The following is a 19821-nucleotide window of genomic DNA, read 5'->3' as shown; positions in this document are numbered from 1 at the left end:
GTCCGGACAACAGAACTTCACGACTTCCCGTCATCTGTTCATCCGGCTACGCTCGCCCCGTGGCAAAGCAGGAAGAAGACACCTCCGGCGGGGCGGAAGCGCTCCAGTTCAGCGTGGACCGCAGCAGCCCGGTCCCGCTCTACTTCCAGCTGTCCCAGCAGCTCGAGTCGGCCATCGAAAAAGGGCGGCTGGCACCGGGGAGCCTGCTCGGCAATGAGATCGAGCTGGCCGGGCGGCTCGGGCTGTCCCGCCCCACCGTCCGCCAGGCCATCCAGTCCCTGGTCGACAAGGGGCTGCTGGTGCGGCGCCGAGGCGTCGGCACCCAGGTGGTGCACAGCCAGGTCAAGCGCCCCCTGGAGCTGAGCAGCCTCTACGACGACCTGGAGGCCGCGGGCCAGCGCCCCGCGACCCGGGTGCTGCTGAACACCACCGAGCCCGCCTCCGCCGAGGTCGCCGCCGCGCTCGGCATCGCGGAGGGCACCGAGGTGGTGGTGATCGAGCGGCTGCGGCTGGCGCACGGCGAGCCCATGGCGCACCTGTCCAACCGGCTCCCGGCCGGGCTGCTCAAACTGGACAGCGCCGAGCTGGAGGACACCGGCCTCTACCGGCTGATGCGCGCGGCGGGGATCACCCTGCACAGCGCCCGCCAGGCGGTCGGCGCCCGCGCGGCCAGCGCCGACGAGGGCAAGCAGCTCGGCGAGCCCGAGGGCGCCCCGCTGCTGACCATGGAGCGGACCACCTTCGACGACACGGGCCGGGCGGTCGAGTTCGGCTCGCACACCTACCGCGCCTCGCGCTACGCGTTCGAGTTCCAGCTGCTCGTACGCCCCTGATCCCCAGGCCCCGCCAGCCCCCCACCACCCCGGCCGCGCCCCGTAACGGATACTTGGCGGCGGCCGGGGCCGATCATGTCGTTCCCGGCCACCGACATGAAACGGGACGAGAGGGACGAGGCTTCTTCGTGGCCAGAGTTGGGACAAGGGCACGCGCGCTGACCGCCGCCGTGCTGGCGACACTGCTGGGCACGGCCCTGGCGGGGTGCAGCAGTACGGGCGGACTGCGGGCCGAGCAGCGGGCCGCCCAGGCGGCCTCGGGGCACGCGGCGGTCAACACCCCGCGGATGACCTTCGCCATGGTCACCCACTCCGGCGACGGCGACACCTTCTGGGACATCGTGCAGAACGGCGCCGAGCAGGCCGCCGTCAAGGACAACGTCAAGTTCCTCTACGCCCACAACAAGGAGGGCAAGGAACAGGCCCAGCTGGTCCAGTCGTACATCGACCAGAAGGTCGACGGCCTGATCGTCACCCTCGCCAAGCCCGACGCCATGAAGTCCGTCGTACAGCGCGCCGTGAAGGCCGGAATACCGGTGATCACGGTCAACTCCGGGTCCGCGGAGTCCAAGAAGTTCGGCGCGCTCACCCACGTCGGCCAGGACGAGACCATCGCGGGCGAGGCCGTCGGCGAGGAACTGAACAAGCGCGGCCGCAAGAAGGCCCTGTGCGTCCTGCACGAGCAGGGCAACGTGGGCCACGAGCAGCGCTGCGACGGCGCGGCCGAGACCTTCGACGGAAAGCTGCGGAAGATCTACGTCGAGGGCACCAACATGCCCGACGTGGAGTCCTCCATCGAGGCCAAGCTCCAGTCCGACGAGGACATCGACACCGTCCTCACCCTCGGCGCGCCGTTCGCCGACACCGCCGCCCAGGCCGCCGAGCAGTCGGGCAGCAAGGCCGAGATCGACACCTTCGACCTCAACGCGAAGGTCGCGGCCGGGCTGGAGGACGGCACGCTGGGCTTCGCCGTCGACCAGCAGCCGTACCTCCAGGGCTACGAGGCGGTCGACCTGCTCTGGCTCCAGCTGTACAACGCCGATGTGCTCGGCGGCGGCAAGCCGGTCCTGACCGGCCCGCAGATCGTCACCAAGGACGACGCCAAGAAGCTGGCCGCGTTCACGAAGCGGGGCACCCGATGAGCGCGGCGGACACGTCAGAGGCGACGGAAGCAGAGAAGGCCGACGCGGCCGACCCGCGCCCGGTGACGCGGACCCCGCTGCTCCGCCGCCTCGCGGGCCGCCCGGAGCTGGGCGCGGTCGTCGGCGCCGCCGCCGTCTTCGTCTTCTTCGCGGTCGCCGCCGACGCCTTCCTCCAGTGGTCGAGCTTCAGCACCGTGCTGTACGCCTCGTCCACCATCGGGATCATGGCGGTGCCGGTGGCGCTGCTGATGATCGGCGGCGAGTTCGACCTGTCGACCGGTGTGCTCGTCACCTCGTCCGCGCTGATCTCGTCGATGTTCTCGTACCAGATGACGGCGAACGTCTGGGTCGGCGCCGGGGTGTCCCTGCTGGCCACTCTCGCCATCGGCTTCTTCAACGGCTATCTGCTGGTGCGCACCAACCTGCCGAGCTTCATCATCACGCTCGGCACCTTCCTGATCCTCCAGGGCTGCAACCTGGGCTTCACCAAGCTGATCAGCGAGACCGTCTCCACGAAGACCATCGCCGACATGGAGGGCTTCCCCTCCGCGCGCCAGGTCTTCGCCTCCCACCTGACCATCGGCGATGTGGAAATCCAGATCACCGTGGTGTGGTGGTTCGCCCTGATCGCGCTCGCCACCTGGATCCTGCTGCGCACCCGCGCCGGGAACTGGATCTTCGCGGTGGGCGGCGCCAAGGAGGCGGCCCGCGCGGTCGGCGTGCCGGTGAACCGCGTCAAGATCGGGCTCTATATGGGCGTCGCGCTGGCGGCCTGGATCTCCGGACAGCATCTGCTGTTCAAGTACGACACCGTCCAGTCCGGTGAGGGCGTCGGCAATGAGCTGCTGTACATCATCGCGGCCGTCATCGGCGGCTGCCTGCTGACCGGCGGCTACGGCTCGGCGGTCGGCGCCGCCGTCGGCGCGTTCATCTTCGGCATGACGAACAAGGGCATCGTGTACGCGCAGTGGGGCGCGGACTGGTTCAAGTTCTTCCTCGGGGCGATGCTGCTGCTCGCCACGCTGCTCAACTGGTGGGTCCGCAAGCGGGCGGAGGCAAGCGCATGACCACGAACGACGCTCCGCTGATCGCGCTGCGCGACATCGGCAAGTACTACGGCAACGTCAAGGCCCTGGAGGGCGTCTCGCTCGACGTCCACGCCGGGCAGATCACCTGTGTCCTCGGCGACAACGGCGCGGGCAAGTCCACCCTCATCAAGGTCGTCGCCGGGCTGCACCAGCACGACGAGGGCACCATCGCGGTCGACGGGCAGGAGACCCGGCTCGGCTCGCCGCGCGAGGCCCTGGACCGGGGCGTCGCCACGGTCTACCAGGACCTGGCCGTCGTCCCGCTGATGCCGGTGTGGCGGAACTTCTTCCTCGGCTCCGAGCTACGCAAGGGCCGGGGCCCCTTCGCCCGCCTCGACGTGGCCGCGATGCGCGAGACCACCCACCGTGAGCTGCTGCGCATGGGCATCGACCTGCGCGACGTCGACCAGCCCATCGGCACCCTCTCCGGCGGTCAGCGCCAGTGTGTGGCGATCGCCCGCGCGGTCCACTTCGGCGCCAAGGTCCTGGTCCTGGACGAGCCGACGGCGGCGCTGGGCGTCAAGCAGTCCGGGGTGGTGCTCAAGTACGTCGCCGCCGCGCGCGACGCCGGGCTCGGCGTGGTCCTCATCACCCACAACCCGCACCACGCCTACCTGGTCGGCGACCGCTTCGTCCTGCTCAAGCGCGGCGCGATGGCGGGCAGCCACGCCAAGGACGAGATCACCCTGGACGAGCTGACCCGCCAGATGGCAGGCGGCAGCGAGCTGGAACAGCTCACCCACGAGCTGGCGCGTTAAGGGGTACGGGGCGGGCCCGCGCCTGCACCGTGAGGCGCTGTTGAGGCACAATCGCACGGCGGGCCCCACCCGCTTCATGACCACCGCACGCCGAGGCCCCGGCCTCCCGAGACACCCGCAGGGACGACGAACTCTTGCGAGCACGCACCCGCAGCGACCGCACCTCCCGCACCGGTGAAGGGGCCGGCCGATGAGCATCTACCGCGAAAGAGTGCACCGGGGCTCGGCCCGGGCCACCGTGCTGCGGACCGTCGGCACGCGCGAGCGCCGCTCGCATCTGAGCGCGCCCCGGGTCCCCACGGTCGGCATCGACATCGGCGGCACGAAGGTGATGGCCGGGGTCGTCGACGCCGACGGCAACATCCTGGAGAAGGTCCGCACCGAGACGCCCGACAAGTCCAAGAGCCCGAAGGTGGTCGAGGACACGATCACCGAACTCGTCCTGGACCTGTCCGACCGGCACGATGTGCACGCGGTCGGCATCGGGGCGGCGGGCTGGGTGGACGCGGACCGCAACCGGGTCCTGTTCGCGCCGCACCTGTCCTGGCGCAATGAGCCGCTGCGCGACCGGCTGGCCGAGCGGCTGGCCGTGCCGGTCATGGTCGACAACGACGCGAACGCGGCCGCGTGGGCCGAATGGCGCTTCGGCGCCGGGCGCGGCGAGGACCACCTCGTCATGATCACGCTCGGTACCGGGATCGGCGGCGCGATCCTGGAGGACGGCCAGGTCAAGCGCGGCAAATACGGGGTCGCCGGGGAGTTCGGCCATATGCAGGTCGTGCCCGCCGGACACCGCTGCCCGTGCGGCAACCGGGGCTGCTGGGAGCAGTACAGCTCCGGGAACGCGCTGGTCCGGGAGGCCCGGGAGCTGGCCGCCGCCGAGTCGCCGGTGGCGTACGGGATCACCGACCGGGTCGGCGGCAACATCAACGAGATCACCGGGCCGCTGATCACCGAGCTGGCCCGGGACGGCGATGCCATGTGCATCGAACTCCTCCAGGACATCGGCCAGTGGCTGGGCGTCGGCATCGCCAACCTCGCCGCCGCCCTCGACCCGTCCTGCTTCGTGATCGGGGGTGGCGTCAGCGCCGCCGACGATCTGCTGATCGGCCCGGCCCGGGACGCGTTCCGGCGCACCCTGACGGGCCGCGGCTACCGGCCGGAGGCCCGTATCGTCAAGGCCCAGCTGGGGCCCGAGGCGGGGATGGTCGGCGCCGCCGACCTCGCCCGGCTCGTCGCCCGCCGCTTCCGCCGCGCGACCCGCCGCCGGGTGGAGCGGTACGAGCGCGCCGGGTCCTCCTCCCCGCTGCGGCTGGCGCCGCGCGGTCAGGCAGGCCGCGAATGAGCGCCGCGGAGCAGCACGAGCACCCCGGCGCGTCCGCGAGTGACGGCGCTAACGCCCGTGCGGGCGGTGCGGGCCGCAGCCCGGTGCGCCGCTGGCTCCGGGGCGTGATCATCTTCCTGCTGATCGCGATCCCGGCGGGCTATCTGGCGATCTCCGCCATGCAGAGCCGCGACGGCGGCTCGGAGAAGGTCCAGGCGGCCAAGGCCAAGGGCCTGTCCGCGGGCTATCCGTCCCGGGTGCAGCGGCGCATCTACGACGTTCCGGTTCCGCAGCACGCGCGCAAGGTCGCCTCCTTCGAGACGAACTCCTGGAAGACCAGCTCGCTGTACGTGCAGTTCGTCACCTCCCGCGACGGACTCGACCGCTTCCTGGCCAAGCTCGGCACCCGGCCGTCCGCGCTGGAGAAGGGCGCGGTGACGATCACCGGCGAGCAGGCGAAGAAGGTGGGCTGGCAGGTCGGAGCGGCCGGTCACGACTGGTCCGGAATGGTGATCAAGCAGAAGGAACCGCAGCCCAAGCTGCGTATTACGGTCAGGAACGACAACCCGTCCCATCCGAAGGTCTACGTGGTCTCCACCGTTACGCCGTAGGGACCGCTACGACGTTCGGGATACCGTTTCCGGTGTGAGCGAGACCAAGACACTTCAGTACCGGACCGACGGCCCCGAGGACGGGCCCGTACTCGTCCTCGGCCCGTCGCTGGGCACGACCTGGCATATGTGGGACCGCCAGATACCCGAGCTGTCCCGCCACTGGCGCGTCCTCCGCTTCGACCTCCCGGGCCACGGCGGCTCGCCCGCCCACCCCGCCCCCTCCGTCGCGGAGCTGGCCGCCCGGCTGCTGGCCACCCTCGACATGCTGGGCATCGACCGCTTCGGCTACGCGGGCTGTTCGCTCGGCGGGGCCATCGGCGCCGAGCTGGCGCTACGACATCCCCTGAGAGTGGGCTCACTCGCTCTCGTCTCCGCCTCCCCGCGCTTCGGCACCGCCGACTCCTTCCGGCAGCGCGGCGTCGTGGTCCGCACCAACGGCCTCGACCCGATCGCCCGCGCCACCCCCGAGCGCTGGTTCACCCCCACCTTCTCCGCCGCCCAGCCCGCCATCGTCGACTGGGCCGTCCAGATGGTCCGTACGACCGACCCCGGCTGCTACATCGCCGCGTGCGAGGCGCTGGCCGCCTTCGACATCCGGCCCGAGCTGGGCCGTATCGGCATCCCCACGCTGGTGCTGGCCGGGGCCGAGGACCAGGTCACCCCGGCCGCCGACGCCCGCGTCCTGGTGGCGGGCATACCCGACGCCCGGCTCGCGCTCGTTCCCGGTACGTCCCATCTGGCGCCCGTCGAGCAGCCCGCCGCCGTCACCGATCTGCTCGTACGCCACTTCTCCAGCTCGTGGCAGTCCTCGGACCACCCCACCGGGATGACGGCGGTCTCCGCCCCGTCCGTCAAGCCCGTGCTGACGCCCGTGCCGCCGCCGATCACCGCGCCCGCCCCGCCGCGTGCCGCCCCGGCCGCCGCCGTGCCCGCCGGGCCGCCCGTCGAGATCGGCTACACCCAGCCGTCCGAGCCGCTGGGGGACGGCCGCGCCGACCGCTACGACCAGGGCATGAAGGTCCGGCGCGAGGTGCTGGGCGACGCCCATGTGGACCGCGCGGAGTCGCAGGTCGACGAGTTCACCGGCGACTTCCAGGACTTCATCACCCGCTATGTGTGGGGCGAGGTGTGGACCCGGCCCGGCATCGACCGCCGCACCCGCAGCGTGATCACCCTCACCGCCATGGCCGCCCGTGGCCACCTCGACGAGCTGGCCTTCCACACCCGGGCCGCGCTGCGGAACGGGCTGACGCCGACCGAGATCAAGGAAGTGCTGCTGCACACCGGCGTCTACTGCGGGGTGCCCGCCGCGAACTCGGCCTTCGCCGTGGCCCAGCGGGTCATCCGCGAGGAGACCAGCCCCGAGGAGTAGGCGTGTGACGCGGGTGGTGGGGGAGGACAATGATCCCCATGAAGCTCACCAAGAAGGGCCACGCCTGCGTCCACCTGGAAAAGGACGGGCAGCGGCTCGTCATCGACCCCGGCGGGGTCAGCGAAGAGGACGCGGCGGTCGGCGCGGACGCGATCCTGGTCACCCATGAGCACTTCGACCACTTCAACGAGGAGCGGCTGCGGGCGGCGCTCGACGCCAACCCCGGTGCGCGGATCTGGACCCTGGCCAGTGTCGCCGGACAGATCGCGGCGGCGTTCCCCGGGCGGGTGCACACGGTCGGCGAGGGCGACACCTTCACGGCGGCCGGGTTCGAGGTCGAGGTGCACGGCCAGCTGCACGCCGTCATCCACCCCGACATCCCCCGGATCACGAATGTCGGCTACGTCGTCGACGGCTCGGTCTTCCACCCCGGCGACGCGCTCACCGTCCCGGACCGGCCCGTGGAGACGCTGCTGCTGCCGCTGCACGCGCCGTGGAACAAGTTCTCCGAGGTCCTCGACTATGTGCGCGAGGTCGCCCCGCGGCGGGCGGTCGATATTCACGACGCCCTGCTGTCCGACCTGGGCCCGATGGTCTACGGCCGGATGCTGGGCCCGGAGGGCCCGGGCACGGGCGGCGCGGAACACATCCGCCTGACCCCAGGCGAGGACTTGGCTCTCTGAGCGCTCCGAGGGTTGTCAGACCCGGGATGTAAGTTGTCCCCCATGCGCATCGCGACCTGGAACGTCAATTCGATCACTGCCCGGCTGCCCCGGCTGCTCGCCTGGCTGGAGAGCAGCGGCACGGATGTGCTGTGCGTCCAGGAGACCAAGTGCGCCGAGGCCGCGTTCCCGTATGAGCCGCTGCGCGAGCTGGGCTACGAGGCGGCGGTCAACGCCACCGGCCGGTGGAACGGCGTGGCCGTCCTCTCCCGGGTCGGCCTCACCGACGTGGTCTCCGGCCTCCCCGGCGGCCCCGACTACGAGGGTGACCAGGAGCCGCGTGCCATAGCCGCCACGTGCGGTGCCGTGCGGGTCTGGTCGGTCTACGTGCCGAACGGTCGCGAGATCGGCCACCCCCACTACGACTACAAGCTGCGCTGGCTGGACGCGCTGCGGGAGGTTGTGGCCGAGGACGCGAAGGGCTCCCGGCCCTTCGCCGTCCTCGGCGACTTCAACGTCGCCCCGACGGATGACGATGTCTGGGACCGCACCCGCTTCGACGGCCTCACGCATGTGACGGACAAGGAGCGCGAGGCCCTGACCGCCCTGCGCGGCGCGGGTCTGTCGGACGTCGTCCCCCGCCCCCTGAAGTACGACCACCCCTTCACGTACTGGGACTACCGGGAGCTGTGCTTCCCGAAGAACCGCGGTATGCGGATCGACTTGGTCTACGGCAACGCGCCCTTTTCCGACGCTGTCGGGGACGCGTACGTGGACCGCGAGGAACGAAAGGGCAAGGGCGCCTCCGACCACGCCCCGGTGGTGGTAGACGTCCAGCCGTAACCCGTGTGCGGGCCCACCCCAACGCCGCGCCAAACCGGGGCGCCCCCGGAGGCCTCGCGTACGGGTGCGGCCCGGTGCGGTGCGCCTTACCGGGGTGCCCCCGGAGCTTTCGTACGCGGGTGCGGCCCGGTGGCCGGGTTGTGCCCACCCGTTCCTCCCCCAGCTACCGCTGGGAGGTGCCCCCTCCGCGGAACGATTGCCCACAACCGGGGGGCCGACCCGGCGGCGCGGCCTCGGGACCGGGCCGGGGCCCGGGGGCGGAGCCCCGGTGGGGCCGGGGAACGGCCCCACTGGGTTCGGCCGGGCCGGGCCGGGGGCCGGGGGCGGAGCCACGGTGGGGGTTTGGGGGCGAAGCCCCCACGGGGGTCCGGGGGCGGAGCCTCCGGTTTCGGGGAGGGGCGGGGTGGGGAAGTGACCCTCTCAGCCCACCAGCGCGCCGCCTAGCCCCGCACGCCCCGCCCGGGTTCGGGGCGCCGGGGCCGGGCCGGGGATCAGCGTGCGGTCAGGGAGCGTAGGGGGATCGCGTCTGCCATGGCCTGCAGGCCCGCGTCTCCCGGGTGCAGGTGGTCGCCGCTGTCGTAGGCCGGGAGGATCCGGGAGGGGCGCGCCGGGTCGCGGACCACCGCGTCGAAGTCCACGACCGCGTCGAACACCCCACCGCTGTCGCGGATGAAGGCGTTCACCACGGAACGCCGCGCATCCGCGTCGGCGGTGCACAACGCCTCGCCCTCGCAGGGCGTGATCGTCCCGCCGACGACCCGCAACCCCCGGGCGTGCGCCCGCGCGGCGAGGCCGCGAAGCCCCGCGATGACGGACTCGGCAGAGGTGCCCCACCGCAGATCGTTGATGCCCTGGAAGATGACGACCGTACGGGCCGAGGTCTGGGCCAGGGCGTCCCGCTCCAGGCGGCTGCCCGCGCTCACCCCGCTGGTGACCGTACTGACCCCGTCGCCCGGGTAGACGTCCGTGACCACGCGGTTGGCGGAGATGCCGCTGTTGACGACGCCGTACGCGGGCACACCCGCCCCCGGCGCGCGCAGCCGACGGGCGAGGACGTCGGGCCAGCGCCGGTTGGCGTCCATCGTGGACTTGGTGCCGTCGGTGATGGAGTCGCCGAGCGCCACCACCGACCCCGGCCCGCCCCGCACGTCGACCCCGGTGAGGAAGGGCCACGTGGTGAGGGTGCCGGTGTACGCGTCGCCGCCCGCCTCGCCCGTGCGGTCACCACTGCCCGGCGCGCTCAGAAAGGAGCGCTGCGTGGCCTGCGTGTGCACCGGCACCGCGGCGACCGGCCCGGGAAGGTGAATGCTGACCAAAAGGTTCGTGTCCGCCGGTACGTCGAAGTTCACGGGGTCGCTGAAGACCTGCGCGCCCGCCGGGATCGACGTACCGGCCCGCCCCCGGAAGGTCAGCGGCACCGGAGTGCCGTGCGCCGCCGCGCCGTTCGACTGGAGGGCGACCGTGGCGTGGCCGATGTCGACGGGCGCGGCGGCGAAGGTGTTCTCCAGCCGCACCCGCGCCCCCGGCCCGCCCGCGCTGGTGTGCACGACGAGCCGCAGTGTCTGGTCGGTCCACGGCCCGACCTTGGTGTAACCGGCGGTGCTCGCCGCCCAGCTGCCGGTCCAGCCCCGCGCGGGCTGCCGCAGCGAGGCGGCGAAGACGTGCAGATCGGCCCCCGAGCCCGGATCCTTCGGCAGGGTCACCGACGCCACCTCCCGGTCGCCGCGCAGCGGCACCGTCACCGCGTACAGCCGGGCCGCCTCCTGCCGCTGCCCGTCGGCGGTGTTGAGGTGGGGGAGGCCGACCGCCTTGGTGGCGGCGGGGCCCGCGCGCCAGTCGGGCGCGCTGAGGGTGTACGTACCGGACGAACCGTCCCGGTAGCGGACCCGGCCGGTGCCGCTCGCCCCGGCGCCGGGGCCGCCCGGGGAGCTGCTCGCCACCAGGAAGGTGAGCGCGTCGCCGCGCCCCCGCAGCCGGACCTTCTGCCCATCCGCGATCACGTTGTCCGGCTGGCGCCCCGCGCTCCGCGGCCACGTGAGCCGCGCCGCGTCGAGGGCGATGGCGCGCCCGGGCGTCCAGCCCGCGGCGCGCAGGTCCTGCGCGGAGAGGGAGTTGCCCGCTCCGTCGAAGTCCGCCGTGCCCGGCGCCGCGTCGTCGCCGACCGCCCGGTTGTCGAAAAGCCGCTCCAGAGGGAGCGGCTTCGTGGTGGTGGGGCCTTGGGCCACCGAGGGTGCGGCCGGTGCGAGGAGTACGAGGGCGGCACCTCCCGCGACGATCCCGGCCACCGACCATGGTCTGCCGACGCGCATATGTGTCCCCTCTCGTAACCGACCCGACCGGCGATTCGACAGGTGCATGGCGAACGTAGGAAGACGGCCGGGTGTCGTCAAGACAAGCAACGGGTCACGGAGCCCACCGCGCGCCCTGTGGTGCGCCCGTGCGCTTGGTGCGACGCTGAGCTGTATGAACATCCCCTTCCTGGACAACTGGCGCAAGCGGCATGGTGCGGCCTCCGGTACGGCGCTGATGAGCGCCCAGGAGGCGGACCCCCAGGGCGTGGCGCAACTCCTCTCCGAATGCGAACTGCTGCGCGCCCGGGCCGAACAGGCGGGCATCGGGCTCGACGACTCGGCCGGATCGCTGGAGGCGCTGGACCAACTGGTCCCGCGCTGGCGCGACGACCCGGAGGAGTTGCCCTGGCTCGGTAACGACGCCGGGCTCTATCTGGGCACGGTCATCATCCGCACCGTCCCGGGCGCCGTCTGGCAGGTGTGGCCCAATGGCCGCCCCGTGGTCCGGCTCGGCTCCGGCCGGGAGGTCGACGTGGTCGAGGCGGGCCACCAATGGGCCGCCGACGGCGCCCCCGAGCTGTCCCAGCTGTACGCGGAGGTCTCGGAGGCGTAAGCCCCGCCCCCGACCCGGCCCCTAACGGGCGTCATCCGCCCCTCGGTGCGTGTCCTGGCCGAAATGCCGCTTTCGTGCGGATAGTTTGCGCGGTATGCCCGTTGGTGAACCGTTGATCGAGCTGCGCAACGTCAACAAATACTTCGGCGCGCTGCACGTCCTCCAGGACATCGACCTCACCGTCGGCCGCGGGGAAGTGGTCGTGGTCATCGGACCGTCCGGGTCCGGGAAGTCCACGCTGTGCCGGACGATCAACCGGCTGGAGACCATCCAGTCCGGCTCGATCGTGGTGGACGGACGGCCGCTTCCGGAGGAGGGGAAGGAACTCGCGCGGCTGCGGGCCGAAGTGGGGATGGTCTTCCAGTCGTTCAATCTGTTCGCCCACCGGACCGTGCTGGACAACGTGATGCTCGGCCAGGTGAAGGTCCGTAAGCGCGGCAAGGCGGAGGCCGCCCGGCGCGCCCGGGAGCTGCTGGACCGGGTGGGGCTCGCGGACCAGGCGGACAAGTACCCCGCGCAGCTCTCCGGCGGCCAGCAGCAGCGCGTGGCGATCGCGCGGGCGCTGGCGATGGACCCGAAGGTGATGCTCTTCGACGAGCCGACCTCGGCGCTCGACCCGGAGATGATCAACGAGGTGCTGGAGGTCATGCGGCAGCTCGCCAGCGACGGGATGACGATGACCGTCGTCACCCATGAGATGGGCTTCGCCCGGTACGCCGCGAACCGCGTGGTCTTCATGGCCGACGGCCGCATCGTGGAGGACCGCAGCCCGGAGGCGTTCTTCAAGGCGCCGGAGTCCGACCGGGCCAGGGACTTCCTCTCCAAGATCCTCAAGCACTGAGCCGGGCGATGACGCACATGACGCACATGAGGCGCACCCTGACCGTTGTCCTCGCACTGCTCCTCGCACTCACCGGAACCGGCTGCGGCAAGGAGGGCAGTCCGCCCGCCAAGGGCTCGAAGGCCGAGCAGCTGCCGCACTACACGGTGGCCACCGACGTCCGGCTCCCCTCCTCGCCCACCTGGCGCAAGGCCGAGCGGCGCGGCTATCTCAACGTCGGGGTCAAGGAAGACCAGCCCTACCTCGGCGAGAAGGACCCGGCCACCGGCCGCTACTCCGGATTCGACATCGAGATCGCCAAGATGATGGCGGCCTCCCTCGGCTTCCCGCCCCGGAGCATCCGGTTCCGGGCCGTCGCCTCCGCCAACCGGGAAACCGCGCTCCAGAACGGCCAGATCGACTACTACGTCGGCACCTACACCATCAACCCGCTGCGCAAGCGGCTGGTCGGCTTCGCCGGTCCGTACTACATGGCCGGTCAGGCGCTGCTGGTCCGCGCCGATACGGACGACATCCACGGCCCCGCCGACCTGGCGGGCAAGACGGTCTGCTCGGCGGCCGGTTCCACCCCGCTGCAGCGCATCCAGCACGACTACCCGAAGGCCCACGCGGTCGCGTACGACAACTACTCGGTGTGCGTCGACAACCTGCTCAGCTACCAGGTCGACGCGGTCACCACGGACAACGTGATCCTGCTCGGCTACGCGGCCAAGGCGCCCGAGGAGCTGAAGGTCGTGGGCAAGCCCTTCTCCAAGGAGCCCTACGGCATCGGCGTCCCCAGGCGGGACAACGCGCTGCGCTTCGCGCTGGACGACGCCATCGAGGCCCATGAGCGCAACGGCGACTGGAGACGCGCGTACAACGCGACCCTCGGCCTCTCCGGTGTGCCCGCCCCGAAACCGCCCGCCGTCGACCGCTACCACTGAGGTCCGAGCCATGGACGTCCTCACCGACAACTTCTCGCTCTACGGCCGGGGCCTCCTCGGCACCGTCGAGCTGACCGTCTACGCCTCGCTGCTCGCCCTCGCGCTCGGCGTCCTGATGGCCGCCTTCCGGGTCGCGCCGGTCGCGAGCCTGCGCGCCTTCGGCACCGCCTGGGTGGCGGTGCTGCGCAACACCCCGCTGACGCTGCTGTTCTTCGCGGTGATGCTGGGGCTGCCGCGCTTCGGGCTGATCCTGCCGTTCACGGCCTTCGCGGTGCTCGCGCTCGGCTGCTACACCTCGGCGTTCATCTGCGAGGCGGTGCGCTCGGGCATCAACACGGTGCCGGTCGGGCAGGGCGAGGCCGCCCGCAGCCTGGGCATGACCTTCGAGCAGACGCTCGGGGCGGTGGTGCTGCCGCAGGCGTTCCGCGCCGTCATCCCGCCGGTCGGCTCGACGCTGATCGCGCTCGCCAAGAACTCGGCCATCGCCGGGTCGTTCAGCGTCACCGAACTGCTCGGCACGTACAAGCCGCTCAATGAGATGGGCTACAGCATCATCTGGTCCTTCGTCTGGATCGCCGTCGGCTATCTGCTCGTGACCCTGACCATCAGCGCGATCTTCACCGTGCTGGAGAAGCGCTGGGGAGTGCCGCGTTGACCGCCACCGCCGTTCTCTACGACGCCCCCGGGCCCCGTACCGTCCGCCGTCACCGCCTCTACGGGGTGATCGCCACGGTGGTGCTGCTGGCCCTGATTGCCTGGGTGATCTATCTCCTTGTCGACACGGGTCAGTTCGCGTACCGGAAGTGGATGCCCTTCGAGTACGTGGGCATCCAGGAGCTGCTGCTGCGCGGGCTCGCCAACACGCTCAAGGCGTTCGGGCTCGCCGCCGTCCTCTCGCTGGCGCTGGGCGGGGTGCTGGCCGCCGGGCGGCTGTCCGACCACCGCCCGGTGCGCTGGCTGGCCACGCTGGTCGTGGAGTTCTTCCGCGCGATGCCCGTGCTGGTGATGATCTTCTTCGTCTTCGTGGCCCTGAAGGTGCAGCCGCTGCCCGCCCTGGTCACCGGGCTGACCCTCTACAACGGCTCGGTGCTCGCCGAGGTGTTCCGCGCGGGCGTGGCGGCGGTGGATCGGGGGCAGCGGGAGGCGGCGTACTCGCTGGGGCTGCGCAAGACGCAGGTCATGGCGTACGTCCTGGTGCCCCAGGGGGTACGGGCGATGCTGCCCGCGATCATCAGCCAGCTGGTGGTGGCCCTGAAGGACACCTCGCTCGGCTTCCTCATCACCTACGAAGAGTTCCTGCACGCGGGCAAGCTGATCGCGTCCAACCTCGACTACGACCTGCCGTTCATCCCCGTCGTGATGGTCATCTCGCCGGTCTACATCGGGATGTGCATGCTGCTGTCGTGGTGCGCGAACTGGGTGGCGAAGCGGCAGCGGCGCAGCGTGAAGACGGAGAAGGTGCGCGTGGCGCCGCCCGGCCCGGCCGCGCCGCTGCCGGGCGACACCCGCGGTACTTAGTCGCGCACCGGGACCGACAGATACGAGGGGTCGGCCGCCGGGGAGGAGAACGTGAGGTGGGCGCCGTCCGGGTTGTGCTCGATGTAGAGCGGGTCGACGGTGTCGACCACCAGCGCGAGCCGGTGCCCGGCCGGGACGTCGTACGCCGTCGAGAACAGGTCGAGGTCGACCGGGAACGGCTTGCCGGGGGTGCGGTCGTGGAAGGTGACGGGCGCGTTGGTGATGAGCTTGCCGACGCCGAGCGGGCCCACGTCATAGAGGTAGGCGACCGCGGTGCCGTCGGCCTTGTCGCTGGTGAGGGTGGTGTGGAGCTTCACCGTGCCGCGCACGCGCTGCTGGGTCGCGTACGGCCCGGTCTGCCAGACGGCGGCGTACGAGCGCGGCAGCAGCGGGATCGAGGCGAGCGGCGGGAGCTTCAGGAACTGGTCGAGCGCGCCGCTGAGCATGACGGTTCCGGCGTTGGCGCCCGAGTCGTGGTTCGCGGTGACGCTCTCGGTCCGCTCCAGCGCGACCCGGCGCCGCTCCGAGGGCACGGCGGACCAGCTGGCGTAGCCCTCGTAGCCGCCGCCGGTACGGGACATGAGCTGCACCGGCCGCTCGCTGTCGATGCCGTTGCGCTCGCCCTTGAGATAGCGGTCGAGCCAGCGCTTGCTGTGCTCCCAGGTGTCGTTCGGCAGCCCGAAGAGCCCGCCGAACTCGGCGGTCGCGTGGTCGCCCGGCCGGAACTCCAGCCGCTTGGGGCCGGTGAGCTTGTCGTAGAAGTCGGCGTAGCTGTTGGGCGGGAAGATGGAGTCGCCCCAGGCGTTGCCCAGCATGATGGCCGCGCCATTGGCGTTGATCTTGTCGAGGTAGGTGGCCGCCGAGCGCTTGCCGCCCCACTCGATCATCTCCGGTTCCTTGGCCAGGTTGGAGCCGAGGAAGTCCTTCATGATCTGCTGGAATTCATCGCTGGGGCGCCCGGTGAGCGCCCCCGCCCCGCCGAGCAGCCCGGCGGCCTGGGCGTGCTGGGTGCGGCCGCTGTAGATGGACGCGATCAGATCCGCCCAGCCGCTCATCGAGACAACCGCCTTGACGCGCTTGTCGAAACCGGCGGCGAGCAGGCTGATCCCGGCGCCGTACGACACGCCCGCCATGCCGATGTGGTCGGGGTCGGCGGCGGTGTTGGCCAGCGCCCAGTCGATGACTTTCGACGCGTCGGCGACATCGGGTGGCCCGGCCGTCTCGATCCGGCCGCCGGACTGCCAGAAGCCGCGGGTGTTGTAACTGACCACGACATAGCCGGAGTCGGCGAGCTTCTTGGCCTGCGCGAGGTATTCGATCTGCGGCATGGACCAGCTGGTGGGCAGCACGACGAGGGGGTGGCGGCGCGAGGTGTCCGCCGGGGCGACGACGTTGGCGGCCAGCGTGACGCCGCCGTCGCCCGGGATGTCGACGAACCGTACGGAGGTGTCGGCGGCCGCAGTCGTGTGGGGCGCGGTGGGGGCGGCCGTGGCGGCGGGGGCGAGGACGAAGGTCGCACCGGCCAGGACGGTTGCCGAAAGGGAGGCGGCGGCGGTCGTGCGCAGCGCTCGGCGGGCAGGGGTCACTGTAGCTCCAGACGTGGATGCCGTGGGGGGCTGGGGGAGCACCGGTGCAGGCCCGAGGGCCTAAGTGACCTGACGGTAACTCGGCGCCTTACCGCTGGTAATAGGGCGGTAAGTTACGCCTGGGTAACGATGCGGGTGTAGTGATCCCGTGGACCGTCCGCGATGCGGTAACTCGCCTTGGCTCAGGGGGCCTTGGCTCAGCCCTCCTTGAGGGTCGCCTTCGCGGCCGCCCGGCCGCCCGCCGTAGTGGCCGCCTTGGTGACGTCCGCGACCAGCTCGACCACATCCGGGCCGTACGCCTGCGAGTTGACGACCTTCAGCAGCAGACAGAACGAGCCCTGCGAGCCGTACTTGCGGGCCAGCTTGGCGCGGTTGCGCACCAGGTGGCGTACGGCGGCGCGGTGGGTGACCGGGCGCTGCCCGGAGGCCAGGAAGACGGGACGGCCGCCGTCGCCCGCCGTCAGCCGCGCCACCAGGACGTGCTCCAGCTCCCCGGGCTCCGGGCGGTACTCGGTGCCGCCGATGGTGAAGGCGCCCCGGTTCACGCCGGAGTCGTCGCCCGGGTCCACGCTCACGCCCGGCAGCAGGTTCGCCATGTGCGCGGACAGGCGGCGGTGCGCGATCGGATCGCCGACGCAGAACTCGGTGCGCGCGCCGAAGCCCTGCAGCCCGGTGTCGTGCGGGGCCACCTCGGCGTGCGCCCCGCAGTTCTCCACGACGGAGGCGAGCCCGAGCAGCGCGAGGGCGTCATGGCGCGGGATGGACCAGTGCGCCGAGCTGCTGTCCCGGTGGGTGACCAGCACGCATTCCGAGCCGTCCGGCAGCCCGAAGAAGCGCTGCTCACGGGCGCGCCCCCGGCGCCGGGCCGCCGCGTGCACGGCCCAGCCGAGCGCCAGCCCCACGATCAGGGCCGCTCCGGAAGCGATCAGGTCCTGCACGGTGTCAGTCATGGCCGCGCATCGTAGCTGCCATACGGGTGGGTGTTCGAGCGAATCCCAAAGGGGCACTCAAGGGGGCACGCGAGCTGCTACTCAAGATGCCGTTACGGGGCCACCCCAGGGGCGCTCCAGGGGCGCTCCAGGGCCACCCCAGGGACGCTCCGGGATCACTCGCCCTCTGTCGTGAGCATGAGCGTCGCCGGTAGGCTCCCGCTCTCTGCCGTTCGCCAGGAGGTCCGGATGGGGCACGCCGCACGACCAGCCGCAGCAACCAGCAGCGCCACGGCCCGGGGAGCCGTCCGGCACCGGCTGCCCGCGCTCGCCGCGGCGGCCGGGATGGTCGCCGTGCTCGGCGTCGCCCCGGCCGGTGCGCACGCGGCCCCCTCGGGTGCTGACACCCCCGCCAAGACGCCGGTGGCCACCGGCTACGGCGGCGCGGTCTCCAGCGTCGACCCGGACGCCTCGGCGGCCGGGATCGACGTGCTGCGGCGCGGCGGCAACGCGGTCGACGCGGCGGTGGCGACGGCGGCCGCGCTCGGGGTCACCGAGCCGTACTCGGCGGGCGTCGGCGGCGGCGGATACTTCGTCTACTACAACGCCAAGCGGCACACCGTCTCCACGCTCGACGGCCGCGAGACCGCCCCGCACAGCGCGGACAAGGACCTCTTCCTGGACGACGAGGGCAAGCCGCTGCCGTTCGCCGACGCCGTCACCAGCGGGCTCAGCGTCGGCACCCCCGGCACCCCGGCCACCTGGCGGGACGCGCTCCGCGCCTGGGGCACCGAATCGCTCGCCCAGGTGCTGAGGCCCGCCGAGCGGCTGGCCCGCGACGGCTTCACCGTCGACAAGACCTTCCGCCAGCAGACCGCCGACAACGAGGACCGCTTCAAGGACTTCCCGGCCTCCGCGAAGCTGTTCCTGCCCGGCGGAAAGCTCCCCGCCGTCGGCTCGACGCTCCGTAACCCCGACCTCGCCCGCACCTACGCCCTGCTCGCCAAGAAGGGCGTCGGCGCGATCTACAAGGGCGAGGTGGGCCGCGACATCGTCTCCACGGTGCGCAAGCCCCCCGTCGATCCGGAGGCGCGGCGCACCGTGCACCCCGGCGATCTGCGCGCCGAGGACCTGCGGGAGTACGAGGCGAAGCGGCAGGCCCCGACCCGTACGTCCTACCGGGGCCTGGACGTGTACGGCATGGCGCCCTCGTCCTCCGGCGGCACCAGCGTCGCCGAGGCGCTGAACATCCTGGAGCGCACCGACCTCTCCAAGCTCGGCGAGCGCGAGTATCTGCACCGCTTCATCGAGGCCTCCCGCATAGCGTTCGCCGACCGGGGCCGATGGGTCGGCGACCCGGCCGCCGAGAACGTGCCGACCAAGGCGCTCACCTCGCAGCGGTACGCCGACTCCCGGGCCTGCCTCATCAAGCCCGACGCGGTGCTCAAGAGCCCGCTCGCCCCCGGCGACCCGACCGACCCGGGCGCCCCCGGCTCCTGCGACACGCGCGGGCATGCCGCCCCGACGACGTACGAGGGCGAGAGCACCACGCACCTGACGACCGCCGACAAGTGGGGCAACGTCGTCGCGTACACCCTCACCATCGAGCAGACCGGCGGCAGCGGCATCACCGTCCCCGGGCGGGGCTTCCTGCTCAACAACGAGCTGACCGACTTCTCCTTCGCGCCCGCCGACCCCGCCGTCCACGACCCGAACCTGCCGGGTCCGGGCAAGCGGCCGCGCTCGTCCATGTCGCCGACCATCGTCCTCGACGGCCCCAAGCCGGTGCTGGCGCTCGGCTCGCCCGGTGGCGCAACGATCATCACCACCGTGCTGCAGACCCTGCTGAACCATGTCGACCGGGGCATGCCGCTGGTCGACGCGATCGCCGCACCGCGCGCCAGCCAGCGCAACGCCGCCCAGACGGAGCTGGAGCCCGGGCTCTGGAACAGCCCGGAGCGGGCCCGTCTCGAGGCGCTGGGCCACGCCTTCAAGCAGAACCCCGAGATCGGGGCCGCGACCGGCGTCCAGCGGCTCGGCGACGGCCGGTGGCTGGCCGCCGCCGAGACGGAGCGGCGGGGCGGCGGCGCGGCGATGGTGGTGAGGCCCGCGCGCTGATCGCCGGGCCCGCTTCACCCTTCCCGCTTCCCGCTTCCCACAGGAACCTCACAAGGTTGCCTGTCGTGTACGAATCCGGAAATCTACTCGTAGCGCATCAGTATCCAGGTCCGTAGCATGCGGGTGTCGAACGCGGGGGTGGCGATGGCGGGTAGACAACTCCCGGCGGCGATCGAGGAGTTCGCGAGCTATCTGCGTGCGTTGACACGGCGGATCGACCCGGACACGGGCTGGTACGCCGTCTTCGCGCAACGCGACCCGGAGGGGCTGCGGGCCTGTCTGGACGGCGAGGAGATCCCACCGTGGGACGTCGTCCAGGCGCTCCTCCAGGACCTCTCCGCCCAGCGTGGCGCCCAGACGGCG

General features: G+C 71.7%; 18 protein-coding genes. 15 read left to right on the top strand and 3 right to left on the bottom strand.

Features of this window, described 5'->3' with window-relative positions; translation table 11 throughout:
• Positions 1-113 precede the first annotated feature (113 nt).
• The 9 genes from ACWC5C_RS28900 (at position 114) to ACWC5C_RS28860 (ending at position 8636) form a co-directional block, all read left to right on the top strand.
• Positions 114-833 carry a GntR family transcriptional regulator gene (locus ACWC5C_RS28900; RefSeq protein WP_385444759.1) on the top strand — a complete coding sequence of 240 codons (720 nt, stop codon included), beginning with the start codon at positions 114-116 and terminating at the stop codon, positions 831-833.
• A 158-nt stretch (positions 834-991) separates the two neighbouring features.
• Positions 992-1975, top strand: a complete 984-nt coding sequence (locus ACWC5C_RS28895) for a sugar ABC transporter substrate-binding protein (protein ID WP_450880059.1) — start codon at positions 992-994, stop codon at positions 1973-1975.
• Positions 1972-3042, top strand: coding sequence for an ABC transporter permease (locus ACWC5C_RS28890; protein WP_450880027.1), 1071 nt, complete (start codon positions 1972-1974; stop codon positions 3040-3042). Before ACWC5C_RS28895 ends, ACWC5C_RS28890 begins: the two co-directional genes overlap by 4 nt.
• The gene (locus ACWC5C_RS28885) at positions 3039-3821 is read left to right on the top strand and encodes an ATP-binding cassette domain-containing protein (RefSeq protein ID WP_450880025.1); all 783 of its coding nucleotides are present in this window, start codon (positions 3039-3041) and stop codon (positions 3819-3821) included. Before ACWC5C_RS28890 ends, ACWC5C_RS28885 begins: the two co-directional genes overlap by 4 nt.
• A 190-nt stretch (positions 3822-4011) precedes the next feature.
• Positions 4012-5166: an ROK family glucokinase gene (locus ACWC5C_RS28880; protein WP_450880023.1), complete on the top strand. Its 1155-nt coding sequence runs from the start codon at positions 4012-4014 to the stop codon at positions 5164-5166.
• On the top strand, positions 5163-5756 hold the full coding sequence (locus ACWC5C_RS28875; RefSeq protein WP_450880022.1) for a hypothetical protein: 594 nt from the start codon (positions 5163-5165) through the stop codon (positions 5754-5756). Before ACWC5C_RS28880 ends, ACWC5C_RS28875 begins: the two co-directional genes overlap by 4 nt.
• Before the next feature lie 34 nt (positions 5757-5790).
• Entirely contained in the window at positions 5791-7131 is a 1341-nt protein-coding gene (gene pcaDC, locus ACWC5C_RS28870) for a bifunctional 3-oxoadipate enol-lactonase/4-carboxymuconolactone decarboxylase PcaDC (RefSeq protein WP_450880018.1), read from the top strand.
• 38 nt (positions 7132-7169) lie between these two features.
• The gene (locus ACWC5C_RS28865) at positions 7170-7814 is read left to right on the top strand and encodes an MBL fold metallo-hydrolase (RefSeq protein WP_450880016.1); all 645 of its coding nucleotides are present in this window, start codon (positions 7170-7172) and stop codon (positions 7812-7814) included.
• A 42-nt stretch (positions 7815-7856) separates the two neighbouring features.
• Positions 7857-8636 (top strand): exodeoxyribonuclease III, encoded by a 780-nt coding sequence (locus tag ACWC5C_RS28860; protein WP_450880014.1) that lies wholly within the window; start codon positions 7857-7859, stop codon positions 8634-8636.
• Positions 8637-9127: 491 nt separating this feature from the next.
• Here the strand turns inward: ACWC5C_RS28860 and ACWC5C_RS28855 are convergent, their stop codons facing one another.
• A complete protein-coding gene (locus ACWC5C_RS28855) occupies positions 9128-10945 on the bottom strand; it encodes an SGNH/GDSL hydrolase family protein (RefSeq protein WP_450880012.1) in 1818 nt (605 codons plus the stop codon).
• 154 nt (positions 10946-11099) lie between these two features.
• Between ACWC5C_RS28855 and ACWC5C_RS28850 the strand changes: the two genes are divergently transcribed.
• The 5 genes from ACWC5C_RS28850 (at position 11100) to ACWC5C_RS28830 (ending at position 14825) form a co-directional block, all read left to right on the top strand.
• Complete coding sequence (locus ACWC5C_RS28850; protein ID WP_450880010.1) at positions 11100-11540, top strand: DUF6278 family protein; 441 nt, start codon at positions 11100-11102, stop codon at positions 11538-11540.
• A 94-nt stretch (positions 11541-11634) separates the two neighbouring features.
• Positions 11635-12381, top strand: coding sequence for an amino acid ABC transporter ATP-binding protein (locus ACWC5C_RS28845; RefSeq protein ID WP_450880008.1), 747 nt, complete (start codon positions 11635-11637; stop codon positions 12379-12381).
• An 8-nt stretch (positions 12382-12389) separates the two neighbouring features.
• Positions 12390-13307 (top strand): glutamate ABC transporter substrate-binding protein, encoded by a 918-nt coding sequence (locus ACWC5C_RS28840; RefSeq protein WP_450880006.1) that lies wholly within the window; start codon positions 12390-12392, stop codon positions 13305-13307.
• Between the two features lie 10 nt (positions 13308-13317).
• A complete protein-coding gene (locus ACWC5C_RS28835) occupies positions 13318-13962 on the top strand; it encodes an amino acid ABC transporter permease (RefSeq protein ID WP_385446698.1) in 645 nt (214 codons plus the stop codon).
• Entirely contained in the window at positions 13959-14825 is an 867-nt protein-coding gene (locus tag ACWC5C_RS28830) for an amino acid ABC transporter permease (protein WP_450880004.1), read from the top strand. Before ACWC5C_RS28835 ends, ACWC5C_RS28830 begins: the two co-directional genes overlap by 4 nt.
• On the opposite strand, the gene ACWC5C_RS28825 is transcribed toward ACWC5C_RS28830, so the two are convergent.
• Positions 14822-16411, bottom strand: coding sequence for an alpha/beta fold hydrolase (locus ACWC5C_RS28825; RefSeq protein ID WP_450880003.1), 1590 nt, complete (start codon positions 16409-16411; stop codon positions 14822-14824). The two genes, ACWC5C_RS28830 and ACWC5C_RS28825, sit on opposite strands and share 4 nt — an antisense overlap.
• A gap of 197 nt (positions 16412-16608) precedes the next feature.
• On the bottom strand, positions 16609-17361 hold the full coding sequence (locus ACWC5C_RS28820) for a hypothetical protein (RefSeq protein ID WP_450880001.1): 753 nt from the start codon (positions 17359-17361) through the stop codon (positions 16609-16611).
• A gap of 324 nt (positions 17362-17685) precedes the next feature.
• On the opposite strand from ACWC5C_RS28820, the gene ggt reads away from it, so the two are divergent.
• On the top strand, positions 17686-19458 hold the full coding sequence (gene ggt / locus ACWC5C_RS28815) for a gamma-glutamyltransferase (protein WP_450880057.1): 1773 nt from the start codon (positions 17686-17688) through the stop codon (positions 19456-19458).
• The last annotated feature ends 363 nt before the right edge of the window (positions 19459-19821 follow it).

Source organism: Streptomyces sp. NPDC001700 (genome assembly GCF_053596435.1).
Note: the sequence above shows the minus strand (reverse complement) of the source record. Positions and strands in the feature narration are given on the sequence as shown.